At 40.5% G+C, this 22685-nt stretch carries 20 protein-coding genes and 1 tRNA gene; 8 read left to right on the plus strand and 13 right to left on the minus strand.

Going from position 1 to position 22685, the window contains the following annotated elements:
• Positions 1-64: 64 nt before the first annotated feature.
• The gene (locus J2Y37_RS04150; protein ID WP_349031967.1) at positions 65-529 is read left to right on the plus strand and encodes a phosphatase PAP2 family protein; all 465 of its coding nucleotides are present in this window, start codon (positions 65-67) and stop codon (positions 527-529) included.
• A 41-nt stretch (positions 530-570) separates the two neighbouring features.
• On the opposite strand, the gene J2Y37_RS04155 is transcribed toward J2Y37_RS04150, so the two are convergent.
• Both J2Y37_RS04155 and J2Y37_RS04160 read right to left on the minus strand, forming a co-directional pair.
• Positions 571-1803 carry an HmuY family protein gene (locus J2Y37_RS04155; RefSeq protein ID WP_349031968.1) on the minus strand — a complete coding sequence of 411 codons (1233 nt, stop codon included), beginning with the start codon at positions 1801-1803 and terminating at the stop codon, positions 571-573.
• Positions 1804-1817: 14 nt separating this feature from the next.
• Positions 1818-3854 (minus strand): TonB-dependent receptor, encoded by a 2037-nt coding sequence (locus J2Y37_RS04160; protein ID WP_349031969.1) that lies wholly within the window; start codon positions 3852-3854, stop codon positions 1818-1820.
• Positions 3855-4016: 162 nt separating this feature from the next.
• Between J2Y37_RS04160 and J2Y37_RS04165 the strand changes: the two genes are divergently transcribed.
• Both J2Y37_RS04165 and J2Y37_RS04170 read left to right on the plus strand, forming a co-directional pair.
• Positions 4017-5003 carry a DUF6607 family protein gene (locus tag J2Y37_RS04165; RefSeq protein WP_004669326.1) on the plus strand — a complete coding sequence of 329 codons (987 nt, stop codon included), beginning with the start codon at positions 4017-4019 and terminating at the stop codon, positions 5001-5003.
• A gap of 154 nt (positions 5004-5157) precedes the next feature.
• Entirely contained in the window at positions 5158-5844 is a 687-nt protein-coding gene (locus J2Y37_RS04170) for a GntR family transcriptional regulator (protein WP_349031970.1), read from the plus strand.
• Between the two features lie 39 nt (positions 5845-5883).
• Here J2Y37_RS04170 and J2Y37_RS04175 read toward each other — a convergent pair whose 3' ends face one another.
• From J2Y37_RS04175 to J2Y37_RS04195, 5 genes are all read right to left on the minus strand, one after another.
• Entirely contained in the window at positions 5884-6828 is a 945-nt protein-coding gene (locus J2Y37_RS04175; RefSeq protein ID WP_349031971.1) for a PDR/VanB family oxidoreductase, read from the minus strand.
• Between the two features lie 12 nt (positions 6829-6840).
• Positions 6841-7917, minus strand: a complete 1077-nt coding sequence (locus tag J2Y37_RS04180; protein ID WP_349031972.1) for an aromatic ring-hydroxylating dioxygenase subunit alpha — start codon at positions 7915-7917, stop codon at positions 6841-6843.
• 194 nt (positions 7918-8111) lie between these two features.
• Positions 8112-9299, minus strand: coding sequence for an OprD family outer membrane porin (locus J2Y37_RS04185; RefSeq protein ID WP_349031973.1), 1188 nt, complete (start codon positions 9297-9299; stop codon positions 8112-8114).
• Between the two features lies 1 nt (position 9300).
• Positions 9301-10263, minus strand: coding sequence for a formylglycine-generating enzyme family protein (locus tag J2Y37_RS04190; RefSeq protein ID WP_349031974.1), 963 nt, complete (start codon positions 10261-10263; stop codon positions 9301-9303).
• Between the two features lie 10 nt (positions 10264-10273).
• Positions 10274-11950, minus strand: coding sequence for an arylsulfatase (locus J2Y37_RS04195; protein WP_349031975.1), 1677 nt, complete (start codon positions 11948-11950; stop codon positions 10274-10276).
• A 399-nt stretch (positions 11951-12349) separates the two neighbouring features.
• On the opposite strand from J2Y37_RS04195, the gene J2Y37_RS04200 reads away from it, so the two are divergent.
• Together J2Y37_RS04200 and J2Y37_RS04205 are read left to right on the plus strand one after the other, a co-directional pair.
• Positions 12350-13696 carry an MFS transporter gene (locus J2Y37_RS04200; protein WP_349031976.1) on the plus strand — a complete coding sequence of 449 codons (1347 nt, stop codon included), beginning with the start codon at positions 12350-12352 and terminating at the stop codon, positions 13694-13696.
• Positions 13697-13728: 32 nt separating this feature from the next.
• Complete coding sequence (locus tag J2Y37_RS04205; protein ID WP_349031977.1) at positions 13729-15009, plus strand: OprD family outer membrane porin; 1281 nt, start codon at positions 13729-13731, stop codon at positions 15007-15009.
• Position 15010: 1 nt separating this feature from the next.
• On the opposite strand, the gene J2Y37_RS04210 is transcribed toward J2Y37_RS04205, so the two are convergent.
• Positions 15011-15086, minus strand: a tRNA-Arg gene (locus tag J2Y37_RS04210).
• Between the two features lie 70 nt (positions 15087-15156).
• Positions 15157-16512: an amino acid permease gene (locus J2Y37_RS04215; RefSeq protein ID WP_349031978.1), complete on the minus strand. Its 1356-nt coding sequence runs from the start codon at positions 16510-16512 to the stop codon at positions 15157-15159.
• A gap of 355 nt (positions 16513-16867) precedes the next feature.
• Between J2Y37_RS04215 and prpF the strand changes: the two genes are divergently transcribed.
• The 3 genes from prpF (at position 16868) to J2Y37_RS04230 (ending at position 19554) form a co-directional block, all read left to right on the plus strand.
• The gene (prpF, locus tag J2Y37_RS04220) at positions 16868-18055 is read left to right on the plus strand and encodes a 2-methylaconitate cis-trans isomerase PrpF (RefSeq protein ID WP_349031979.1); all 1188 of its coding nucleotides are present in this window, start codon (positions 16868-16870) and stop codon (positions 18053-18055) included.
• 171 nt (positions 18056-18226) lie between these two features.
• The gene (locus tag J2Y37_RS04225) at positions 18227-19138 is read left to right on the plus strand and encodes a polyprenyl synthetase family protein (RefSeq protein ID WP_349031980.1); all 912 of its coding nucleotides are present in this window, start codon (positions 18227-18229) and stop codon (positions 19136-19138) included.
• Between the two features lie 56 nt (positions 19139-19194).
• Positions 19195-19554: an MmcQ/YjbR family DNA-binding protein gene (locus tag J2Y37_RS04230; protein ID WP_349031981.1), complete on the plus strand. Its 360-nt coding sequence runs from the start codon at positions 19195-19197 to the stop codon at positions 19552-19554.
• Positions 19555-19600: 46 nt separating this feature from the next.
• Here J2Y37_RS04230 and J2Y37_RS04235 read toward each other — a convergent pair whose 3' ends face one another.
• The 4 genes from J2Y37_RS04235 to J2Y37_RS04250 form a co-directional block, all read right to left on the minus strand.
• Complete coding sequence (locus J2Y37_RS04235) at positions 19601-20452, minus strand: SPFH domain-containing protein (protein WP_004669314.1); 852 nt, start codon at positions 20450-20452, stop codon at positions 19601-19603.
• A gap of 19 nt (positions 20453-20471) precedes the next feature.
• Positions 20472-20933: an NfeD family protein gene (locus J2Y37_RS04240; RefSeq protein ID WP_004669312.1), complete on the minus strand. Its 462-nt coding sequence runs from the start codon at positions 20931-20933 to the stop codon at positions 20472-20474.
• A 98-nt stretch (positions 20934-21031) separates the two neighbouring features.
• Complete coding sequence (locus J2Y37_RS04245) at positions 21032-21973, minus strand: patatin-like phospholipase family protein (RefSeq protein ID WP_349031982.1); 942 nt, start codon at positions 21971-21973, stop codon at positions 21032-21034.
• A 38-nt stretch (positions 21974-22011) separates the two neighbouring features.
• The gene (locus J2Y37_RS04250) at positions 22012-22638 is read right to left on the minus strand and encodes a 1-acyl-sn-glycerol-3-phosphate acyltransferase (protein WP_349031983.1); all 627 of its coding nucleotides are present in this window, start codon (positions 22636-22638) and stop codon (positions 22012-22014) included.
• Between the last annotated feature and the right edge of the window lie 47 nt (positions 22639-22685).

Here is a 22685-nt window from a genome sequence, read left to right on the forward strand (position 1 = left end):
TTTATTTCATTGTATAAATTCTTTTGCTTTGAAATATCCGATTTTAGACAAAATAGCGATATTCTTGGCTGATGATTTAAACACAGTCTTTATCAGTTTTCTTGTGTTTTTATTGGTTGTGCAGTGGAAAATCTACAATGTAGTGTTTGCAAAAACATTGTTCATCGTTCTTATATCATTGTTATTGTGTGATTTAGTGGATGCTTTCTATCATCATCCACGCCCATTTCAATTTGGGGTGGGACATAAATTGATCGGTCATGGTGCGAGTTCATCCTTTCCGAGTCAGCATACCTTGACGATGGTGATCATTGCATGTTCGTATTTGATGGCTGGATTTAAGCTGATTGGCGGTATCGGCTTAGTTTTGAGTCTCGTGGTTGGATTATCTCGAATTTATGTCGGCGTACATTTCCCATTTGATATCATGGGCGCTTTCCTGATGGGCTTTATATTGGTGGTGTTCGCCAACTATGCTTTAAGAGAATTGGCTTTAAGATTGCGTAAAGCGATACCATTACTGTATTAAATCTAAAGAAAAACGGAGCATTTGCTCCGTTTTTTTATGGTTTATTTTGCTGGTTGAATATCAAACTCAAAGGTCCATGTGGTCGCACTCTTATTGTTCATTGGATCTGCATAACGAATATCGGTGAGATGCATACGTGCATAGCTATTACCTTTGTTACTACGGATCATGCTTGCTCCAGTAGGGTCTGCTTTAATGGTATGCATCGCTTGTAGTCCATCTGCTTGAGCAGCCGCCAGCGTTGGATAGTAGTTATACCAGCCATACGATAGTTTTTGTGAAGAAGTTTCTTGAGGTGCTGGATTCAGGATAGAGCTAATGGTATTAGACCCCCAACGCGTTATTTTTGCTGAAATAGCTGCTTTGAGGTCTGCTTCAGTGCTCGCATAGGCATTGGTATCTTTGAATTTATCTAAAATGGCTTTACCTTCAGCAGAGTAGAATCCTTCAGGTTGGGATGCCACTGCACTACCAATATTTTGATTCACTTGCACATAGTAACGATTAAATGCGAGTTGCCATTTTGCTTGAGTATCTTTGGTTGTGGTGCCGCTGACAAGGTCAACATAGTTCCAGCCTTTAGTGGCATCAACGGTTAAGGTTTTGACATCATTCGGATACCGAGTGTCGATATAACGGATCGAAACATATCCTGACGTAGTTCCTTGGTAATAGTTGTATATTTGTACTGCAAATACAGGTTGATCTGCACTACCAATCACATTAGTTGAGGCAGTATTGGTGGTCACCAAAAAGGTTTTAAAATTTGGTGACATGCGATGATCACCAAATAAGTTATATTCTAAGAAACTGTTATAACCATTTGTCGTTGCCATAAATGCATTGCTGTAGGCATCTGTGTTCCATGCTTGACTTGGTAAACTTCCACCTTGGGTTGCATCCAGCTCTTTTGAGAGTTGTTGCCATGTTGCAGAGAAGGGTGAATAGAGTGCACCACCATTACCAGATCCACTCACTCCACTGTTGGTAAATAACATTGGCGTACGTGTACCCATTGCAAATTGCAAATCCCAATCCGATGCTGTACATGAAACTTCTGCTTGCGTGTCAATGTCATAGCAATAGGAAGAATTTGCACTGGGTGTAATCGTCCATTGCGCTGATTTGATTTTAAATTGGTCGGTATTGCTGGAACCATTATTTGATGCGTTGTTATTACTACTGCTTCCGCCACCCCCACCGCATGCAACCAGTAAAGCGCTTAAGGTACTTAATGCAAAAAGCTTGCAGAAATGTGTGCTTAGATTAGACATACTCTATTGATCCTTTAAAAATTATTCCAGTGAAAGCGCACACCCATGTAGCTATAGCGACCAGCAAGTGGTCGATAATCGACAGGGGCAGAGAAATCACGTTGTTCATCAAAAATGTTGTCGATGCCGACAAAGGTGCTGATCATCGGGTTGATTTGATAATCAACTTGAGTGTCGATGCTGAACCAATCTGGAGAACGAAGTTTGTTGCTGTTATCGGTGTATTCTTCACTTTGATAACGGGCGCGTATGGTCAAATCAAGCTGATCATTGAGTGCAAAATCGCTACCTAGACGTGCGATATGCTTTGGTCGGCGGGTTAAGAAAGTACCTAGGGTTTTATCTTTTGCTTCGGTGTAGGTATAAGCGCCGTTTAGTGACCAAGATGGGGTTATTTTCCATTGTGCTGAGCTTTCAATGCCTTTGGTTTGAGCTTTTGCGACATTGCTATAACTGTATTGGGTAATGCCGTTGTTGCTGCTTGCATTGTCATAGTCTGTTTGGATGAGGTCTTTAACATCATTCCAAAACAGATTGATGTCAGCATTCCATACTTCATTTTGAACAAGGCTAAGTCCGAGTTGGTAACTATCAGATGACTCTGGCTTTAAGTTGGGATTGCCAATGACGACATAACCTAAGTGGCTGTGATCAAAAGAATAAAAACGCTCTTTTAAATTGGGTACGCGATAGCCTTGACCGTAGCTAAAACGCAGATCAGCCAAAAGATTGTTGTGGTCATAAGCGCGATATTTTGTGCTGAGTTTAAAGGCATTGTGGTTGCCAAAATCATCATCATTTTGAAAGCGCCAGCCTAACACTGCATCTAGATTTTTGAGTAGATTGAGATCATTTTGTAGATAAAACTCATGGCGATCGCGTTGTACTTTACCGCCTTGCATTTCAAACTTACCGTTATTGCTTTGTTCTAGTTTTTCTTCGTGCCAATCATATCCGAATTGCCAATTTTGCTTATGCCAAGTCGGGAATGAAAATTGTGAACTGAAATGGTTATTTTCTTGTTTTGAGTTACGCAGTGCGGATAGAAAACCATCTACAGTTTGAACTGAAGTTGTATCATAGGTTTCATGGACAGCCTTTAAATCAATTTTGCCTAAATCTAAGAGTTGCAGTTGTGAACCTGCACTGATGCGTTGACGTTCAATGTCTTCAACTTTGTATTGTTTTAAGTTGAAAGGAGAGACAAAGAGTAAATCTTTTTGATGATCTTTTTCTTTATATTGATTGAAATCGCTCCATAACATGAACTGATCATTTGGCTGCCAAGCGCCATAAAGCGTGTATTGTTGACGTTTTTGTTCATCACCTTGCAATGGATAATCACTCGGTTTAACTGCAAAGCCATCGCTGCTGAGTTGATCTGCTAGCAACCGACCTTTCAGTGTGGCATTGGCTGCTTCAATACTGATTTTTTGATGATGGTTGTTGATTGAGGCTGATTTTCCATTGGCATTTTGTTTGCCATAAGAACCGATATCGACTTGTCCTGAAACAGATATACCTTCTTGGACTTTGTTTGTGATGATGTTAATCACACCGCCCATCGCTGATGAGCCGTATTGTGCTGATGCGGCTCCTTTAATCACCTCAATATGATCAATACCGCCAATTAGATATTGACTTAAATCAACGGTTGAACCTGTGCTTGCCGCTAAAGGTAGCCCATCAATGAGTACGAGGACTTGATCGCTACTTAGACCTTGCAATGAAATTTCATAACCTGATTTACCATGAATTTCTCGTAATAAAATTCCAGGAATATTTTTCAAAGCATCTTTTAGGGTGGTGGCGTTGGTGCGTTTTAATTCATCTTGATTGATGATCTCTGTCCGAATCGGGCTATCCAATAAGCGTTTTTCTGAGCGTGTACCAGTAACAACAATCGTATCCAATACATGTGGTGTTGACTGTTGAGTGGCATGAAGTGAATTTTGATCCGCTTGTGTATGGGTAGAAACTAAGCCCACGGCAAGTAAAGACGTAAATAAAAAGCATGGTTTAGATAAGCATGGGGGAGATTGAATAGTCACAATATGATCACTAATGAAAATTATTTCATAATGTAAATGGTAATGATTATCGTAATAATTTACAATACCTTAAATATTTATTTCAAAAAGACACAAACACTTACATGAGTGTTTTATTTTTGTTGATTTAAATCAGTATCTTAAATAGGATTGGACGTTTTTATGCAACTTAATTTGTCTTATGTTTTAGTCGCAGTATTGGCTCTGGGGGGAGTAAATGCAAATGCTCAACAGCAACCAGCTAAATTAGCTGAGGCATTACAGTACTCATCTTTACATCAAAACTTAACCCAAGAACAAGCTCGTCAAGCAATATTGAAAATGGCGGGTGAGTATCGAGTTGATTTTCGTTTTGAAGAGCTGTATGCATTGAAAGATGGTTATTCGATCAAAGATGATGACTTATCAAGTGGCTATGAAACTGTAATTGTGCTTGAAAATACAGCCAACAAAGTTTCTTTACAGCATATTTTGGTTGCAAGTGGGCATGTTGTTAAGCATTGGCGTCAGGACTGGGAATATGAACCTAAACACATGTGGAGTTATATTGGCGATTACAAATGGCAAAGTATTCCATTAAAGAAACAAGAAACTAAAGGCAAGTGGTTACAAACTGTTTGGCAAGTGGACGACTCTCCTCGATATGCAGGTCTAGGGCAGTGGACGCAAAATAATGGAGCGGTTGAATGGGTCTCGAATGAAACTTATCGACCATTGCCACGTCGTGAGCATACCATTCGGAATGATTACGATGTGATTATTGGTATTAATCGCCATGCCTTAACTGCAACGGGCTGGGTGCATGAGCAAGATAATATTAAATTTGATACCAAGACCAAGACTGCGCTTGCGCGTGAGTTGGGGGTGAATCAATACAATAAAGTGGGTAATTTTGATTTCAAACCTGCTTATGATTATTGGAAAGAAAATGCAGCTTATTGGAGTGCGGTAAGAGCTGCATGGGATCAGGCATTTAATCAAAATAAAGTAGTTGCTTTAAAATTTGCCAAGAAAGATGAGAAGTCGCATTTTAGCTATTTTAATGATGAGGCGGCATCAGTAGCTGGCAAATCGGTTCAAGCAGATCAACTGAAATTACAAGCTAAAACGCTACTTAATCAGCAGCTTGTTGAAGGTAAAATTCATTAATTAACTACAGCTTAAATCCCATGCTTTATTGGGGCATGGGATTGTTTATTTGATGTGTTTAATTGCGCCTCTAAGGAAAATATTATTTTCATTTTATTAGTGAACTTGCTAGCATCGAAGATCAAAGATAATTTGCGATAGTGTGTGGAACAGCATGTCTTCAGGACAACAAGTTTTAATTAAACTCAGAAAAATGATTATTGCAGGAGATTTTGAAGGCGGTACTAGACTTGCAGAGATTCCAACAGCTGACTTGCTTGGGGTTTCTCGACAACCCATCAGAATGGCATTTCGTCTGCTTGAACAAGAGGGTTTGCTGATTAAAAATCCAACACGGGGTTATACCGTGAGAGAGATTTCTGAGAAGCTTATTCACGATGCGCTTGAGGTGCGTGGTGTACTGGAAGGATTGGCGGCAAAAACATTAGCAGAGCAAGGATTAACTGATCAGCAAAAACTCACCTTGCAAGAATGCATTCAGGAAATAGAACAGCTTTTTAATGAGCATACTGAATTTGGTGATGCTGAATTAGAGCGCTATCACCACTTTAATGTAATTTTTCACGATACGATTATTCAAGGAGCGCAAAATGTAGCCTTGCTACAAGCCTTAGCCAAAAATAATCAGTTGCCTATGGCTTCGGCACAAGCAATTACTTATGATCAGACCCAAGCTTTGTCGGAGTACCGTCGACTGCATTATGCGCATTTACAGCATTGTTCCATTTATGATGCTTTGCTCCACCGTCAAGCTGGGCGTGCAGAAACATTAATGCGTGAGCACAGTAGTGTGGTGATTTTGGGTGAAACTTTAAAAAATATTCTAAGTGAACAAGATTAAAGAGTTCCTTTTAACCATTTTTAAAAGGAACTCAATACATTAAAGTTCAATCACTAGTTTTCCTGATTTTGCTCGAGAACAGCAAGGGGTAAATTGGTTATTAAGTGCATGCTCTTCATCCGTCATGAAGATATCACGATGGTCTGGAATGCCATCAACCACACGAGTGATACATGTTCCACAGATACCTTGTTCGCAGGAAATCGGCACATCAAAACCATGTTCAATTAAGGCTTGGGTTGCGGTTTGATGAGCTAACACTTCGATTTGACGATTTGTGCCCTTAACCTCAATGGTGAAGGTTTCATTCGTGGAAGTATCCGCGATTTGAGCAACAAAATGTTCCTGATGTAATTGTTCTGCCAACCAGCCGGCTTGTAAAGCTGAGCTAATAACAAATTCCATAAAACCTGTAGGGCCACAGACATATAAATGTTTATCAGGAGAACTTTGCTCCAGTGCATGTGACATATCACAACCAGTACCTGGTTGATCTTGAATATGAAAATGGACTTGATCGCTAAAATGCTCGGTTAAATTACCATAGAAAGCAATCATGTCATGGCTGCGAACAAAGTAATGTAACTCAAACGGGATTCGTGCTGATTTAAGTCGATATGCCATCGATAAAATGGGGGTGATTCCGATACCACCTGCAAATAAAATGGCTTGTTTGGTTTTGGATTGGATCTCAAACAAATTACGTGGTTCCCCAATCTGTAAATGGTCGCCTTCATGGTATTCATGATGAATACAACGTGACCCACCGCGCGAATGAGTATCATGTAAAACACCAATGACATAGCGATGTCGCTCACTGCAACAATTCGAAAGTGAATATTGTCGGGTTAAACCATTTTTAAGATGTACATCAATGTGTGCGCCTGCTTCAAAAGCGGGAAGCTTTGAGCCATTCGCTGAAACGAGTTCAAATGCACGAATCGAGGGGGTGAGTTGATGAATTTTCTGAATAATCACGTCCATGTTCATCTTCCTTTAAATCACACGAATATTTGGAAACTTCTGCTTAGGTATATCGGGAGTCGTTTTGTTTTCTTCAGAAAGCAGACGATCAATAACTCTGCGTGACTGTACGCCACCTGCATCAATGTTAAGCATTAGTAATTTTCGGTGCGGATTGTTTAAAATATTTTGTTGTTGCTGTTCCAGCATTTCTAAATCTTCAGTGAAGATCTTGCCTTGGCCCTCACGAATTTCATCGGTGAGTTCGACATTGTCTGGTTGGAAATTGCGTGCCATTCCCCAGAAATACCAGTGCGAAGTTTCGGTTTCAGGTGTAATGAAATCTACGACGATTGAAGATACTTTTTTATCTTTCGGTGCATCATATCCACCACATCCCGCATGTGCGACACCCACTTCAATATGTACGTTGCTTGGCGCGTAGAAATGGCAGCGCTGCCAACGATCTACAGGCACATCATCGGCTAAATTGTTGCCACGAAGTGCCATTTGCCAAAATGGTGGTGCAATAACATTTTCCATATAACGTTCAGTAATGACGTGATCACCGTCCACTTTTGTCACAGGTAGTGCTTCATCAATTTCTTTTTGACCAATACTGCTTGAGTGAACATAGGTCTCATGTGTCAGATCCATGAGATTATCCACCATTAAGCGATAATCACATTGGATATGAAATAAGCCGCCACCATAGCTCCATTCAGGATGTTCGGCCCATTCTAGCGTTGGAAGTTTTGATTCATCGGCCAACGCTTGTTCACCTGGCCAAACCCAAATAAACCCGAACTTTTCAATCGCCGCATACGCTTTATTGCAAGGAAAACCGTGGGTGCGCTGGGCTGGCATAGAAACAGTTTTTCCATCACACCCCATGACTAAACCGTGGTAGCCACAGACCAGATTTCCATTTTCCACATAGCCTAGGGATAGGGGGGCACCGCGATGCGGGCAAAAATCTTCAACGGCTGCTACTTGGTTTTCTTTTGCACGATAAAAAACAATCTTCTCGCCACAAATTGTACGACCAAGTGGTTTATCTTGAATTTCTTCTGGGCGGCATGCCACATACCAAGCATTTTTAATAAACATGTGTGACGTCTCCTTATCACTTATTGGATCCAATTTATAATAAATGATAAAGTTGGTCAACCCGTTCAGTTGGGTTGAATGCAACTTTAAACGTTATTTTGTGCTTAAATTGATTGATTTTGGTATTTTTAGCTTGGTTTGTTTTGTGGGGTGATTTAAAGGGAAGTATTTATTGGATCCATATTTAGGGTTTTTTAAAATTTTAATGTATAGTGAAGCATCATTCTTTGCTCATCTAGGCTTTTTCCATATTTTGTATCGTAGTTGATGTTTAAGAAGAGAAGTTTCAAATTTTTGACGACGTGATTTAAATCATATTGGATGAGTAGGTCGCTTTCTTGTTCAAAATCATCTTTATTTTGCGTTTGAAATGAATCGCCGTATATGTATTTGTAGGTGATCTTTAGTCCTTTTATGTGGTCTTTAAAATCATAGCTAGTCACGAAGTGATAGGATTTTTCATTGGCTTTAGTAAATGCCCCTAATGTCCAGTTCATCATGTGTGGAATCGGTGATCCATCGAGTTTGGGTATCCCATCTCTACCAAAATTCTCTTGATAGCCGAATCCGGTGCTAAAGTTACCATGCTGTATAAAGTGCATTGCGCCTAAGGATGTATTGTTGTATTCACCTAATTTTGCATTCCCAATATCTGTGTGTTGAAGCATGCGGAATTTTGTACTGTGTTGATTTGACCATTGATAGTCAAAGGCGAAGTAACTCTGATTGATGATATCGGTTAAATAACCATTGTAGAATTTCCATGTGTACTGTGGTTTTTTTCCATTCCATTCGAAAAAATATAAACCATCAGATTCTTGTTTGGAGATAGCCAGTTTTCTATAGTCCTCTTCATTTCGAGGAGAATATCGGTTGATAAATCCGAGCGTGAAATTCTGTTGTTGATGATGATATTTAAATTCAGCGCCTTTGTAATTAACCCTTAATTGATGGGTGTCTACTTGTGGTGTCAGTGGGGTGTTTGGAGTGATTTCACCGATATTGATACGAAAGTCTTGGTACTCAACTGCTGCGCCTAAACCGTATTTACTGTAGTGCTGGGCTTGTTGTTTTGTGTCAGGGTCAAATGGTAGGGTGAAGTCATTTGAGTGCTGATCGGAACTGAGCCGATAGGCATATTGTAAGCTGGGCATAAGGTGAAGTTGGACATCATTTAATTTTACCGACCAGTCGCCACGATAGAGCAAGCCTTGGCTCAAGCTGTTTGAATTCGCACTACGATCATCTTTGTAGTCGCGCTCAAAGCTAAAGGTTTTAAAGCTAAGCTCATTTTGAAAATTAAAAGTTTCGGTTGCATATGCAGAACAGCAGGCAATAGTAATCCCTGAGACAAACATCCCATACGTTAAAAAATCTTTCATGTTAATTCCTTTTTACGGTTCTAAATCCAACGTGACTCGTTGCTAAATCAAGCTCTTGTGGGTGTCTCGCAGCAGCGCGATAACGTGCGCAATAATTACTTGCACACAGGTATGAACCTCCTTTAATGGTGTATTGAAGGATACTGTTTGGGTCATTTCTGTAAATTGCTGGATTTCCCATATGGTGGTCTCTTGGTCCTGTATAAGGCGTTTGAGTCCACTCCCAAACATTTCCAATCATGTCGTATAGCCCAAAGGGATTTGACTTGAAACAACCTACGGGCGCCACGTCATCAAAGCCATCTTGTTGGGTGTTTTGATAGGGGAATTCACCTTGCCAGTAATTTGCAATAATGTGTCCTTGATGGGTTGGGCCAATATCTGGCTGTTGTTGAAATCCTTTGGCGGCATATTCCCATTCGAGTTCTGTTGGTAGGTCATGTCCTAACCAATGTGCATAGGCATGGGCGTCATTCCATGTGATTAGGCGTACAGGCTCACTTGGAAGTGGAGATCTATTGCTATTTGTACCCCAGGGCTGCTTCCAATTAGCTCCTTGTTTAAAAGTCCACCATTGCATTTCCTCTACGGGGGGAGTCGGTTGAACAAAAACAGCGGCACCGCCTTGTTTTTCAGCATCTGTGATATAGCCAGTTTGCTGGATAAACTCAGCAAATTGAGCGTTGGTTACTTCGGTTGCGTCAATCCAAAATGATTTGACTGAGCTGGGTTCTTGTTTGAAAGGTTTTTCATCGTCATAACCTTGTGTTGAACCAAGCTGAATTTGGCCAGCAGGGAGTTGAATCTTACCTGCAGTGTTGTTTTCTGGCCAATCGGGAGGTAGGCCAGAATAATCTGAACATTTTGATATGTCGCCTAGGTTTAAAGCCATCTGCTCATTGGGTGTATGTTTTTGACATCCAGATATGAAGAGGAGTGGTAAGAGCATGATGATCATTTTCATCAGCTAACTCCTATTTCTTGATGTATTGTTCGAAATCGACAACACCATTTTCATCGGCATATTTTAAGTACTTATCATTTAAGATTTTTACGATATCTGGGTGTTGAGTAGAAACATTATGCTGTTCATTGAAATCTCTTTTTAAATTATAAAGTTCCCAACCTTGACTGTTGAATTTTGATGGTGAGTTTTCTACAATTTTCCATTCATCATTTTTTGCATAACGACTACCGTGTAGCTCTTTGAAGTCGTAGTAATTTATGGGGCGAATACGTGCATGATTGCTTTTTAATGCAGGAATTAGGCTAAAACCAGAGGGTTGAGTTTTTTTGCTTGATGTTGGGTAAAGTTGATCAGATTGAATATTTGCTAGTTCCATCACGGTTGGGAAGACATCGCGTACAGTCGCAAAATGATTGTTGATTCCTCGATCTTTGGAGAGGTGTTGCGGATATTTGATGATAAAAGGGACTCGCACACCACCTTCTGAGGCGGCAGATTTCCAATAGGTGAAGGGTGTGCTACTCACTTCTGACCAACGTGGTCCCATATATACATAGGAGGTGGCTTTACCAATATTTTCATAGCTGTTGTCTGCTTCACCCATTGGGAAGTTATGATTTCCCCCTTCGGCGCCATTATCTGACATGAAAATGATGAGTGTATTTTCATATTGATTATGTTTTTTTAGATATTGGATAATATCTCCAATACGATCGTCCAATTGGGTGATCATGCCTGCATACACTTCCATTTTCCGAGCTTCATATTTACGTTCTTCTGGAGATAGCTCTGACCAGCTTTTGGTATTGAGTGCCTGATTCCCTTGTTGTGTTGGGAGTTTGGCGTTAGCTGGAATCAATCCTAATTTTTTCTGCTTTTCAAAGCGCTGTTTTCTGATCGCGTCATAGCCTTGATCATATTTTCCCTTATAAAGATTTAAATAAGCATCTGGTGCCTGAATTGGCCAGTGGGGTGCGGTATAGGCAAGATAAGCAAAGAAAGGTTTGGCTTGTTTATTCTTATCAAGATATTCAAAAGCTTTTTGAGTAAAGTAATCGGTGGAGAAATAGCCATCGGGCAACTCGGTTTTTTGACCATTCTCGGTATATTGGACCTTCCGTGGATAGTTTTTGGGTTGGTCTTTGAAGTGTAAGTCGAAGCCATCCAGTAGGACAAAGGATTGATCAAAACCACGTGTATGAGGATTGTGTTCTGGTGCGTGACCTAAATGCCATTTACCAACCATGAAGGTGTAATAATCTTTGCGCTTAAGAATTTCGGCGAGGGTGTAGGCATTTGGGGTTAAATGACCAGAATAACCATCAATTTTTAGTAGTGCGCGAGGGCTATCCTCACCTACTAGAGTCGCTTGGCGTTTGGATGTTTCATACATCGCGCCTAAACCCACGAGATGATTGTCAGCTCCTGTCATGAGTTGTGCTCTGGTTGGTGAGCACATTGATGACGCATGGAAATTGAAAAGCATTTTTCCTTGCTTTAATAAGCGATCAATGTTTGGTGTCTTAATTTCACTACCGTAAACCCCTATGTCTGAAAAGCCCAAATCGTCTGCCAAAATAATCATGATATTAGGCGTTTGGGCTGTCTTGGCATGAGTTATGGGGAGGGGGCTTCCTAGAAAAGTGAGTCCAAGTGTGAACTGGGCTATTTTTTTTAGCTTCATATCGCAATCCTTTGGTTTGGGTGGTGCATCGTGCACTCAAGGGGTATTTTTTGTTTAAAAAGTAAGCTCACTAAAAGCATAATTTATTTTTCCAATTGGATCCATATTTAATTTTAATAATTTAATAAATGTTTATTGATTATATTGTTTAGGCTTAAAAACGATAAAATACAAGAGTATAATTTTAAATTTTAAATTGATTTGAAAAACATATTGATTTTTTGGATCCATTTATTCAATATAAAAGTAGCAGGATGCTTAACAACCGTATCGATAGCATACGTTTTGTGAAATCAAACAATTTTTATAAATCATTTTGGATAGGGATATGCATGATTAGCCATCGCACGCTTTTTGCTTTGATATATGTGTATTTTGTCCAATCTTGGAGATATACACATGAGCAGAGATGTTCTCAGTGAAATAAATCAAAATAAGATGAGCCGCTATCAGTGGTTCGTGATTTTAATTTGTATTTGTCTAAACATTATCGATGGCTTTGATGTCATGGTCATGGCCTTTACTGCACCTTCAGTATCTGTGGAATGGTCACTCTCTGGGGCACAAATAGGGTTGCTATTGAGTGCAGGACTATTTGGTATGGCTGCTGGTTCGATTTTTTTGGCTCCATTCGCTGATAAAATTGGTCGCCGTTTATTGATCTTGGTTTGCCTTGTGATTGCGGGCTTAAGTATGTCAGCGTGTGCTTTGGTCAATAGTCATAGTATGTTGGCGTTCCTCCGCTTTATCACAGGGATCGGAGTCGGCGGTATTCTTGCAAGTAGTAATGTTTTGGCGAGTGAATATGCGAACGGTCGATGGCGAAGTCTTGCGGTGAGTTTGATGTCCACTGGTTATGGTATTGGTGCAACATTGGGTGGTGTGTTATCGCTTGCACTGATTGAGCATTTAGGTTGGCGTTCAATTTTCTTGGCGGGTGGTATTGCAACGATCATGATGCTGTTTGTGAGTATTTGGTTATTACCAGAATCTTTAGATTATCTATTAGCAAAAAGACCAAAACAGGCATTAAAACAAGTTAACAGCACCATGCTACGTATGGGAGCTAATCCACTTTCAGTTTTACCATTTTATCCAAAAACTGATGAAGATAATCGGGGCGATTTTGCGAAGTTGTTTGGTGGTCATCTTGGATTTCAAACGCTTTGTCTTTGGTTTGCTTTCTTTTTAGTAATGTTCGGTTTTTATTTTGTGATGAGTTGGACACCAAAGATTTTAATTTCGATGGGCATGTCGGCTGATCAAGGTGTGACTATCGGTATATTAATCAGTATTGGTGGGATTTTTGGGGCCGCAATTATTGGTTTACTTGCGTCTCGTATCAAAATCTTCTACGCATTAAGCCTATTTTTAGGATTAACCTCAATTTGTGTATTTTTATTTGTTGCTGTTTCGGCACAAGTAAGTGTGGCTCTAATTGTTGGATTACTTTTAGGGACACTTATTAATGGCTGTGTAGCAGGTTTATATTCGATTTCACCTACAATCTATGCGGCTGATATCCGTAGTCGTGGCGTGGGTTATGCGATTGGTTTTGGGCGTATTGGCGCTATTTTATCGCCAACCGTTGCAGGTGTTTTCTTGGATAAAGGTTTAGCACCAGCCACACTTTATGCGTACTACGGGGTCGTGTTTATTTTTGCTATTTTCCTGATTTTAGCGTTAGCAAAAGCTTTTTATCGAAAAAACCAAGTACAAGAATTTTCTTCAGAAGTGACCTCTTAAATCTGCTTAAAATTAAATAGTTGAGATAATAAATGAAAAGGACATCTGTATGGGTGGGGATCTGCTTGTACCCGTTATTTAGTCATTTGGCGCATGCTGAGCTGATTTTGGACAGTAGCGCAGAACTGACACTTAGAAATTTTTACTTTGATCGAGATTATAAAAAAGACCCATATCCTTCTACTGCTGCGCGAGATTGGGCGCAGGGTTTAATTTTTAAAGGACAGTCGGGTTATACCGAAGGTCCACTTGGATTCGGTGTCGATGTATTGGCTATGGCTGGTTTTAACCTAATGGGAAGTCGGGCAGATGATTATGCCCGTAGTGGTTTATTGCAAATAAATGCCGATAATTCGCGCGATGATTACTATGGAAAAATCGGGCTAACAGGTAAAGCTAAATTTAGAAAAAATGAACTTTTCGTAGGAGATCTGGTGCCGCAATTGCCGACTATATTTTCATCTCCGGCGCGTTTGTTTCCACAGACTTATCGCGGCATTCGCTTTGTTTCCAATGAAATTCCCAATTTTCAGTTAGAAGGATTTTATGTCGATGAAGTTCGTCAACGCGATTCGATTCGCTATACCGATGTTGGTGCAGATAATATTAACCACCGTTTTGATAGAGCCGCAACGACTGAGCACTTCTATAGTTTTGGGGGCAGTTACCAATTAAAAGATTACCGTTTGCGAGCTTATCATGCTGAACTTAAAGATATTTACCAACAACAGTTTTTAGGATTTAACGGAAAACAGGCTTTAAACGAACAACTTAATTTTCTAAGTGATGTACGTTTTTTTAATAGTACTGAAACTGGAAGCAAACAAATCGGAGAGGTTGATAACCGTCATATGAGTGGTTTATTTGGTTTGAATTATCACAATCATACGATTTCTTTGGGATATATGCAGTCGTTTGGTTCGACCGGATTGCCATTTTTGTCGGGAACCGAAAGTCCTGCTGTGCTTGATTTTATGAGTTCGGATTATTCCAACAAGGATGAAAAAGTCTATTCAGTTCGTTATGAGTATGACTTTAAAAATGCACAGTTAGGTGATCTGCCCTTAAATGGACTTCGCTTTATGACCCGATATGCGAAAGGGCAAGATATTGATTTGCTCCAATATGGAGATCAACGTTTTAAAGAGGAATCAATTGAGTTCGATCTTGGGTATAAAATCCCCGAAGGAAAATTACAGGGTTTGGGAATGCGTGCACGTTTCTCTCACTATCGTAACGATATGCCGATGAATATGACTTTTCACTCAGCTAACGAAACACGTTTCAATATTGATTATAGTTTCAAGTTCTGATTGGTACGCTCAGCGGGACTCGAACCCACGTCGGTCGCTTAGGAGGCAACTGCTTTATCCAGTTAAGCTATGAGCGCATAGTGCAATGATTATAAACAAAAAAGTGATTGCCGAAGCAATCACTTTTGATCAAACCGACCAATTGCCTTATTTGCCTTTAAGATTTAGTGCTTTATAAAGAACAAACATCAATACAATCCAGATTGGGATCATCAACACAGATTCTTTAAAGCCTTGCTGCCACATGATATAGAGAACTACAGCAATAAATGCTAAAACTAGATAGTTACTAAAAGGTGACCAAAGCGCAGGGAAGCTGGTTTTTAGGTCTTTCTGTTTTACCATCGCCTTAAACTTCAAGTGCGTTAAGCTAATCATTGCCCAGTTTAAAACTAAAGCGCCGACAACGACATACATCAAATGGCCAAGTGCTTCTTCTGGCACAAAGTAGTTCAAGAGTACGCAGCCAAAGATCAATAACGCAGAGAGTAAAACAGCAGGGATTGGTACGCCTTGTTTGTTGGTTTTGGCAAATACCTTCGGTGCATTACCTTGTTGAGCTAAACCAAACAACATACGGCTATTGGCATACATACCACTGTTATAAACCGAGAGTGCTGCTGTTAAAATAATAAAATTCAATAAATGAGCAGCCCAGCCGATCCCCATCTGACTAAAAATCATTACAAATGGGCTTTTATCCAAACCACCTAAGTCAAGCTGATTCCACGGTACAAGCGATAGTAAAATCGTTAATGAACCGATATAGAAAATCAGGATACGAAACACGACTTGGTTAATGGCTTTCGGAATTGTTTTCTTTGGATCTTTCGCTTCAGCCGCCGCCATTCCGATCAGTTCAATACCACCAAAAGCGAACATCAGGAAAGCCAACATGAAGAATAAGCCTTCAAAACCATTTGGGAAGAAGCCGCCATGGGTCCAAAGATTACTAAATGAAGCGGTTGAATTTGCATCAGCAGTCGCAATCAAGAACAAACCAAAAAGAATCATGGCAATTACTGCGGTGACTTTGATGATTGCTAACCAAAATTCTGACTCGCCGTAGAATTTGACATTGGTTAAGTTGACTGCGGTGATGACCACAAAGAAAAATAAGACGGAAGCCCAAGCTGGAATATGAGGCCACCAGTAACTAATGTATTTTGCGACAGCGGTGAGTTCCGCCATGGCAACTAAAATATAAAGGACCCAATAGTTCCAACCAGACAAAAAGCCTGGAAATTTACCCCAATATTGATATGCAAAATGACTAAATGAACCTGCAACTGGTTCTTCGACGATCATTTCACCGAGTTGACGCATGATTAGAAAAGCAATCAAACCGCCAATCGCATAACCTAAAATAATAGATGGTCCAGCAGACTGGATCACTTGTGCAGAACCTAAAAATAACCCCGTACCAATTGCCCCACCCATTGCGATGAGTTGGATATGACGGTTTTTTAGTCCACGCTGAAGTTGAGAGGAATCGTTGTTCAAAGGACTGAGCTCGACGAGGAATAAGTGGATTATTCTAATAGATTGAAAGATTTTCGCCTAGTAAAAGTACAGCAAGGCTATGACTGGAAAGTAGTTTGGAAAAATATTTTAAAATCATATATTTGAATTGACGGTAAAATGGTGGGAGAAGAATATTTGAGCAACCAAACCACTGTTTTGCTGTTTAGATCACATTTTTTTATTTTGTTGCCATTGTTAAATTATCTCAATATGCAGAATATACAGAGTAGATTTTAACCCTGACCTTAGACTTAGAAAAATAGGGTATATCGCTATACCGTAGTTTTAGATGCAACATTTTGTACCAAGAACATGATAAAAGGATGAAATTAACATGAGTTCAGTTCCACAGATTAAAGTCCCAGCAACCTATATGCGTGGTGGTACAAGCAAAGGTGTGTTTTTCAAATTGGATGATTTACCAGAAGCGGCACAAGTCGCTGGTAAAGCACGTGATTTACTGCTTTTACGTGTTATTGGTAGCCCAGATCCATATGGCAAACAAATTGATGGGATGGGTGGAGCAACTTCGAGTACCAGTAAAACGGTGATTTTGGCAAAAAGTTCAGAGCCAAACCATGATGTGGATTATTTATTTGGGCAAGTCTCCATTGATCAACCTTTCGTAGATTGGAGTGGTAACTGTGGCAATCTCACTGCTGCCGTGGGGTCATTTGCGATTTCAAATGGTTTGGTCGAAGCAGATCGTATTCCTGAAAATGGGATATGTACGGTACGTATTTGGCAGAAAAATATCCAAAAAACCATTATTGCGCATGTACCTATCACCAATGGCCAAGTGCAGGAAACAGGTGATTTTGAGCTAGATGGCGTGACTTTCCCCGCAGCAGAGGTTCAAATTGAATTTTTAGACCCTGCTGATGATGGTGAAGAAGGTGGCGATATGTTCCCTACAGGAAATGTCGTTGATCAACTCGATGTTCCTGAGGTTGGGACTTTTCCAGCGACATTCATTAATGCAGGTATTCCAACGATATTTCTGAATGCAGAAGATATTGGTTATCAAGGTACAGAGTTACAAGATCATATCAATGGAGATGCCGCTGCATTGGCTCGTTTTGAAAAGATTCGTGCTTATGGTGCAGTTCAAATGGGGCTGTTTAAAGATATTTCTGAAGCTGCATCACGTCAGCACACCCCGAAGATTGCTTTCGTCTCTCAACCTAAAACCTATCCATCTTCAAGCGGTAAAACTGTTGAAGCAGCTGACGTTGATTTACTGGTTCGTGCGCTTTCTATGGGTAAATTACATCATGCCATGATGGGAACTGCGGCTGTTGCAATTGGTACTGCGGCTGCGATTCCAGGTACTTTGGTCAATTTGGCTGCTGGTGGTACTGAGCGAGAAGCGGTTCGCTTTGGCCATCCATCAGGCACGCTTCGTGTTGGCGCTCAGGCTGAATTTATCAATGGAAAATGGGCTGTGAAAAAAGCCATTATGAGCCGTAGTGCGCGTGTGTTAATGGAAGGTTGGGTACGTGTACCTGGTGATACGTTCTAAATTCATTGCGTGATGTTAGATAAAGTCTCCATTTTCGGGGACTTTATTATTTTGATTTGATTAAAAATTCAAACACAATTTAGGATCATAAATAATGTTATGATATCGCCATTCTGACAGGCTAAAGTGTCTTGTCATTTTATTCTTCCATTCAGATTTCCCGAGGCAATTGTGTCATCTATTTCTCAAGTTAATGCGGATGTTTTAAAACAAGCTCAACAACGTATTCAACAAGATTTATTGACCGCATTGGCTGCGTTTTCAATTCCAGAACCTTTAAAAGCAGCAGTTCACCACACCGTGATGTTGGGTGGAAAGCGTGTTCGTCCTGCTTTGTGCTATGCAACTGCTTCATTACAACCCAACCCTAATTTTGCCGCTGCTCGTCGTGCGGCTGTTGCAGTAGAACTGATTCATTGTTATTCATTGGCACACGATGATTTGCCATGTATGGATAATGATCTATTGCGCCGTGGACAACCAACTTGTCATGTCGCTTTTGGCGAAGATACTGCTTTGTTGGCGGGTGATATTTTACAATCGATGGCATTTGAGATTTTGGGCAGTCGTTTGTTCGATGAGCAAGGACAGGGAACAGATGCAGCGATTGTGCTTAAACAAGTTCAGATTTTAGCAACAGCCAGCTCAAAAATGGTTTGCGGACAGGTTTTAGATATCCAAGCTGAAGCTCGAATGGTCGATCAAGCTGAATTGGAAAATATTCATCGCAATAAAACTGGGGCGTTGATTCAGGCTGCAATTATGATGGGTGCAGTGACGATTTTTGCAGGGACGGATCAGGCGATTCCTAAATTACGTCAGTTTGGACAGGCCGTTGGTCTGGCTTTCCAAGTGCAAGACGATATTTTGGATATTACCGCAAGCACAGAAACTTTAGGTAAAACGGCGGGTAAAGATGAGCAGGTTCAAAAATCGACTTATCCTGCGCTTATGGGATTAGAACAAGCCCAAGCTTATGCTCAAACTTTGCATGATCAAGCTTTTGAGGCCTTAGCACACTTTGGTGATCAAGCTCGGGAGTTGTTGGAGATTTCACATTTCCTGCTTGCACGAAAAAGCTAATTTTTTGTCATTTTAATGATCTTGCCGATTGGGATAAATTCATCGAGGAGCATCTCATGAATGGAGAGCAGTTACATCAAGAGGCACTAGAGATTGCAGCACAACTTCCTTTTGCCCAGCCTTTCGGACCTGATTATGAAGTTTTTAAGATTCTAGGTAAAATCTTCTTGCTCACGGCTGAAGTGAATGGTGTCAAAATGGTCAATGTAAAATGTGATCCATATAAGATTCTAGAATACCAAGAATTATATTCTTTTATTAAACTTGGCTATCACATGAATAAAAAACACTGGATTTCTATTGTTGCAAACGATTTACTCAGCTACGACTTACTAACCGATTTGATTCATGATTCTTATACGCTCGTCGTGAAAAAGCTTCCACTCAAAGATCAAAAACGTTTGAAGGCCCAATAAAAAAACAGCCCGTAGGCTGTTTTTGAGGATATCGGTAGAGACAAGTTTAGTGTTTACCCATCAATCCACGAATCGTATTCAAGACGTCAGCAGGCAATACCACTGTTTTGGCATTGCTTGATTTAGCTAACTCTTGCATTGCTTTCACATATTGTTCACCAAGCAAGTAAGCGACAGGCGTTTCTTTGTCGCCAACAGCACTGGTGACCATTTCAATGGCACGTTTTGATGCTTCAGCAAGAACAACTTGTGCTTCTGCGTCACGACGAGATGCTTCTAAACGACCGTCCGCTTCTAAGATCGCCGCTTGTTTCTCACCATCAGCTTTGGTTACGGTTGCACGACGTTGACGTTCAGCAGCTGCTTGAGCTTCCATTGCAGATTGCATGGTATGTGATGGTTGAATATCTTGGATCTCAACAGTTTTAAGGGTAATTCCCCAATCTGCAATATCATCAGAAATGGCTGCTTTAAGTTTTGCCTTGATCTGATCACGAGAAGACAAAGCATCATCTAAAGCCATTTCACCAGCGATTGAACGAAGTGAAGTTTGAACCATGTTCTGAATCGCCCAAGTATAGTTCTCAATACCATAGACTGCTTTTTCAGGTGTTGTAATATTGATATATGCCACAGCATTCATCACTAAAACAGCATTGTCACGAGTAATCACTTCTTGCGACGGAATATCCAAAACAATATCTTTGGTGGTGATTTTATAAGCGACTTCGTCAATATAAGGAATAACGAAATTTAGACCAGGACGTAAAGTGGTATGGTATTTACCCAATCGTTGAACAATCCATTTGTAACCTTGAGGAACGAGACGTACCCCTTTGAAAATGGTTGTCGCAACAAATGCTAAAAACGCAATGACAACTATAGTACCGACAGACATTTGAAACCCTCTTTTTTGTTTATGAAATGCAGTGTGGTTGGACGACTAAATCATTGCCCAAAATATCAATTACTCGAACACGATCACCCACTTTGACTGGCGTTGTACAGCGACAATGCCATTCATCAGAACCCAATACAGGGAGTGAAAAGCGGACTAAAATTTGTTCGTGCTCAAGCCCAGTTTGGATGACCATCCCAACTTGCCCGATAGTTGCTTCACGAGATAGTCCTGCTTTGGTTTTATCTATTGAAAGTGGCTTGATAAATTTGAACCAAAGAATGGTACATAAAATAGATAAAATGCCCCAAGTAATGACCTGCGTTGGAAAGCCCATCATCGGGAAAAGCCACAATAAAATGCAGACCATGACTGCTGCGATGCCGAACCATAAAGCGGCGAATGCAGGTATGATCAATTCTGAAAGAATCAGTAAAATCCCTAATACAAACCAGTGCCAAGGTTCAACTACAAACTCCATAGATTTGCTCGCATTATTAAAGTATTGGAGGTGAATAAATATTCACCTCCAATACTCTAGCAGATCATTATCTTTATGAATATAAAAAGATTGTTTTTTTAGAATTTAGGCGCTGGAGCAGGCTTTAATGCAGCAGGTGACTTCTTAAAAGCAGTGATTGCATTTTGAATGGCGACGATCTTCGCTTGAGCGGCTTTCTCGCCTTCTAGGATGGCTTGATTACTCGATTTGAGATCAAGCACGCCTAAATGTCCTACTTTGGGTTGAATGACCACAGTCGCTTGTCTGAGTTCTTCATTAATACTGTGTTGCCCCATAATATTAATGGTCTGATCTAACAGCCCCCACATGCTCAAAGGCTTATCACCCGTTGGGCGAGCAGAAATATCGACTGCAATCACAATATCAGCCCCCATATCTTTTGCTGTTTTAACAGGGATTGGACTGACTAAACCACCGTCAACATATTTCGTATTCCCGATGAGCGCAGGTACAAATACGTTTGGAATACTACAAGAGGCACGTACAGCCTGACCCGCATTGCCTTTGATAAATTCGGCTTTTTTACCATTATCTAAGCGTGTTGCAACGGCTGCGAAACGGATTGGAAATTTCTCAATCGGTTTGTTGCCAATTTGCGCGTTGACGTAATTCTGTAGTTTTTGACCCAGAACGAATCCTTGGCTATTAAGGGTTAAGTCGCGGATATCAGACTCTTGCAGTTTGAGTGCAAGATTTTGCATTTGATAAGGCGTTTGTCCACTGGCATAAATACTGCCAACAAAGCTACCTGCACTGGTTCCCGTCACAATTTTGGGTTTAATTCCATGTGACTCCAGTACTTTAATTACACCTATATGGGCAAAGCCTTTCGCACCACCACCGCCCAAGGCAATCGCAATGACAGGCTCACGCGCTTGAATCGTTGGAGTAGGGACAGTTTTTTTTGCAGTGGGATCACAGCCAAATAATGTGAAGCTAACAAGTGCCAAACAAGACAGTCGAGCAATATTCATATCGAGTGTAGATAAATTAACCAATTGGAAGGGCACATCAGATCAGATTTGCCCTTTTTTTTCTAGTTTTTTTTCACAAGTTTTTGTAATGGCTCGGCCAGCCATTCTGGATTCTTTGGAGAGAAGTGACCTACATAGTGTTGCATGATCTGCTCAAGATCTTGCTGATAATGTCCTGTTGGTGTGAAAGCACCTAAGCTATAAATAGTTTTGTGATCATAATCAAAGGCAAACATGACGATCGGGATACTAGCCGCATGTGCAATATGATAAAAACCACTTTTCATTTTCTCCGCTTTTTTTCGTGTACCTTCAGGCGCCATCCCGACCCATATTCTGTCGTATTGTTGAATAGTCGCAACCACTTGTTCGGTCAGACCGTGGGCAGTGTCACGATGTACAGGCACTAGTCCAGCCCATTTGAGAAAAGCTTTAAAGGGCGGTTTAAATAAAGTATCTTTGCCTAAAACAGTGACTTTTAAACCTAGACCGCCGATGGCTAGAAAACCATACCATCCATCAATATTCGAGGTATGAGGTGAGATAATTGCAACGGCTTTGGGTAGATTGGGGATTTCGCCTATGATCTTCCAGCCTTGGCGAAGAAAAAGTTTTTTACATAAAGCGCGACTAGACGCGGTTCCGCGTTGTGGAACGAGTGGCGGTAAATCAGGAAAATGTTGTGGCATAAATGAAGATATATAATGACAACTTATTTTATGTTAAACGCTGATTA

The organism is Acinetobacter sp. 3657 (assembly GCF_031456775.1).
Classification (GTDB): Bacteria; Pseudomonadota; Gammaproteobacteria; order Pseudomonadales; family Moraxellaceae; genus Acinetobacter.

What these genes read in the sequence shown, in the direction of transcription:
- J2Y37_RS04155 (WP_349031968.1), bottom strand. Translation starts at nt 1,803, where the DNA reads ATGTCTAATCTAAGCACACATTTCTGCAAGCTTTTTGCATTAAGTACC.
- J2Y37_RS04165 (WP_004669326.1), top strand. Translation starts at nt 4,017, where the DNA reads ATGCAACTTAATTTGTCTTATGTTTTAGTCGCAGTATTGGCTCTGGGG.
- J2Y37_RS04170 (WP_349031970.1), top strand. Translation starts at nt 5,158, where the DNA reads ATGTCTTCAGGACAACAAGTTTTAATTAAACTCAGAAAAATGATTATT.
- J2Y37_RS04175 (WP_349031971.1), bottom strand. Translation starts at nt 6,828, where the DNA reads ATGGACGTGATTATTCAGAAAATTCATCAACTCACCCCCTCGATTCGT.
- J2Y37_RS04180 (WP_349031972.1), bottom strand. Translation starts at nt 7,917, where the DNA reads ATGTTTATTAAAAATGCTTGGTATGTGGCATGCCGCCCAGAAGAAATT.
- J2Y37_RS04185 (WP_349031973.1), bottom strand. Translation starts at nt 9,299, where the DNA reads ATGAAAGATTTTTTAACGTATGGGATGTTTGTCTCAGGGATTACTATT.
- J2Y37_RS04190 (WP_349031974.1), bottom strand. Translation starts at nt 10,263, where the DNA reads ATGAAAATGATCATCATGCTCTTACCACTCCTCTTCATATCTGGATGT.
- J2Y37_RS04195 (WP_349031975.1), bottom strand. Translation starts at nt 11,950, where the DNA reads ATGAAGCTAAAAAAAATAGCCCAGTTCACACTTGGACTCACTTTTCTA.
- J2Y37_RS04200 (WP_349031976.1), top strand. Translation starts at nt 12,350, where the DNA reads ATGAGCAGAGATGTTCTCAGTGAAATAAATCAAAATAAGATGAGCCGC.
- J2Y37_RS04205 (WP_349031977.1), top strand. Translation starts at nt 13,729, where the DNA reads ATGAAAAGGACATCTGTATGGGTGGGGATCTGCTTGTACCCGTTATTT.
- prpF (WP_349031979.1), top strand. Translation starts at nt 16,868, where the DNA reads ATGAGTTCAGTTCCACAGATTAAAGTCCCAGCAACCTATATGCGTGGT.
- J2Y37_RS04230 (WP_349031981.1), top strand. Translation starts at nt 19,195, where the DNA reads ATGAATGGAGAGCAGTTACATCAAGAGGCACTAGAGATTGCAGCACAA.
- J2Y37_RS04235 (WP_004669314.1), bottom strand. Translation starts at nt 20,452, where the DNA reads ATGTCTGTCGGTACTATAGTTGTCATTGCGTTTTTAGCATTTGTTGCG.
- J2Y37_RS04240 (WP_004669312.1), bottom strand. Translation starts at nt 20,933, where the DNA reads ATGGAGTTTGTAGTTGAACCTTGGCACTGGTTTGTATTAGGGATTTTA.
- J2Y37_RS04250 (WP_349031983.1), bottom strand. Translation starts at nt 22,638, where the DNA reads ATGCCACAACATTTTCCTGATTTACCGCCACTCGTTCCACAACGCGGA.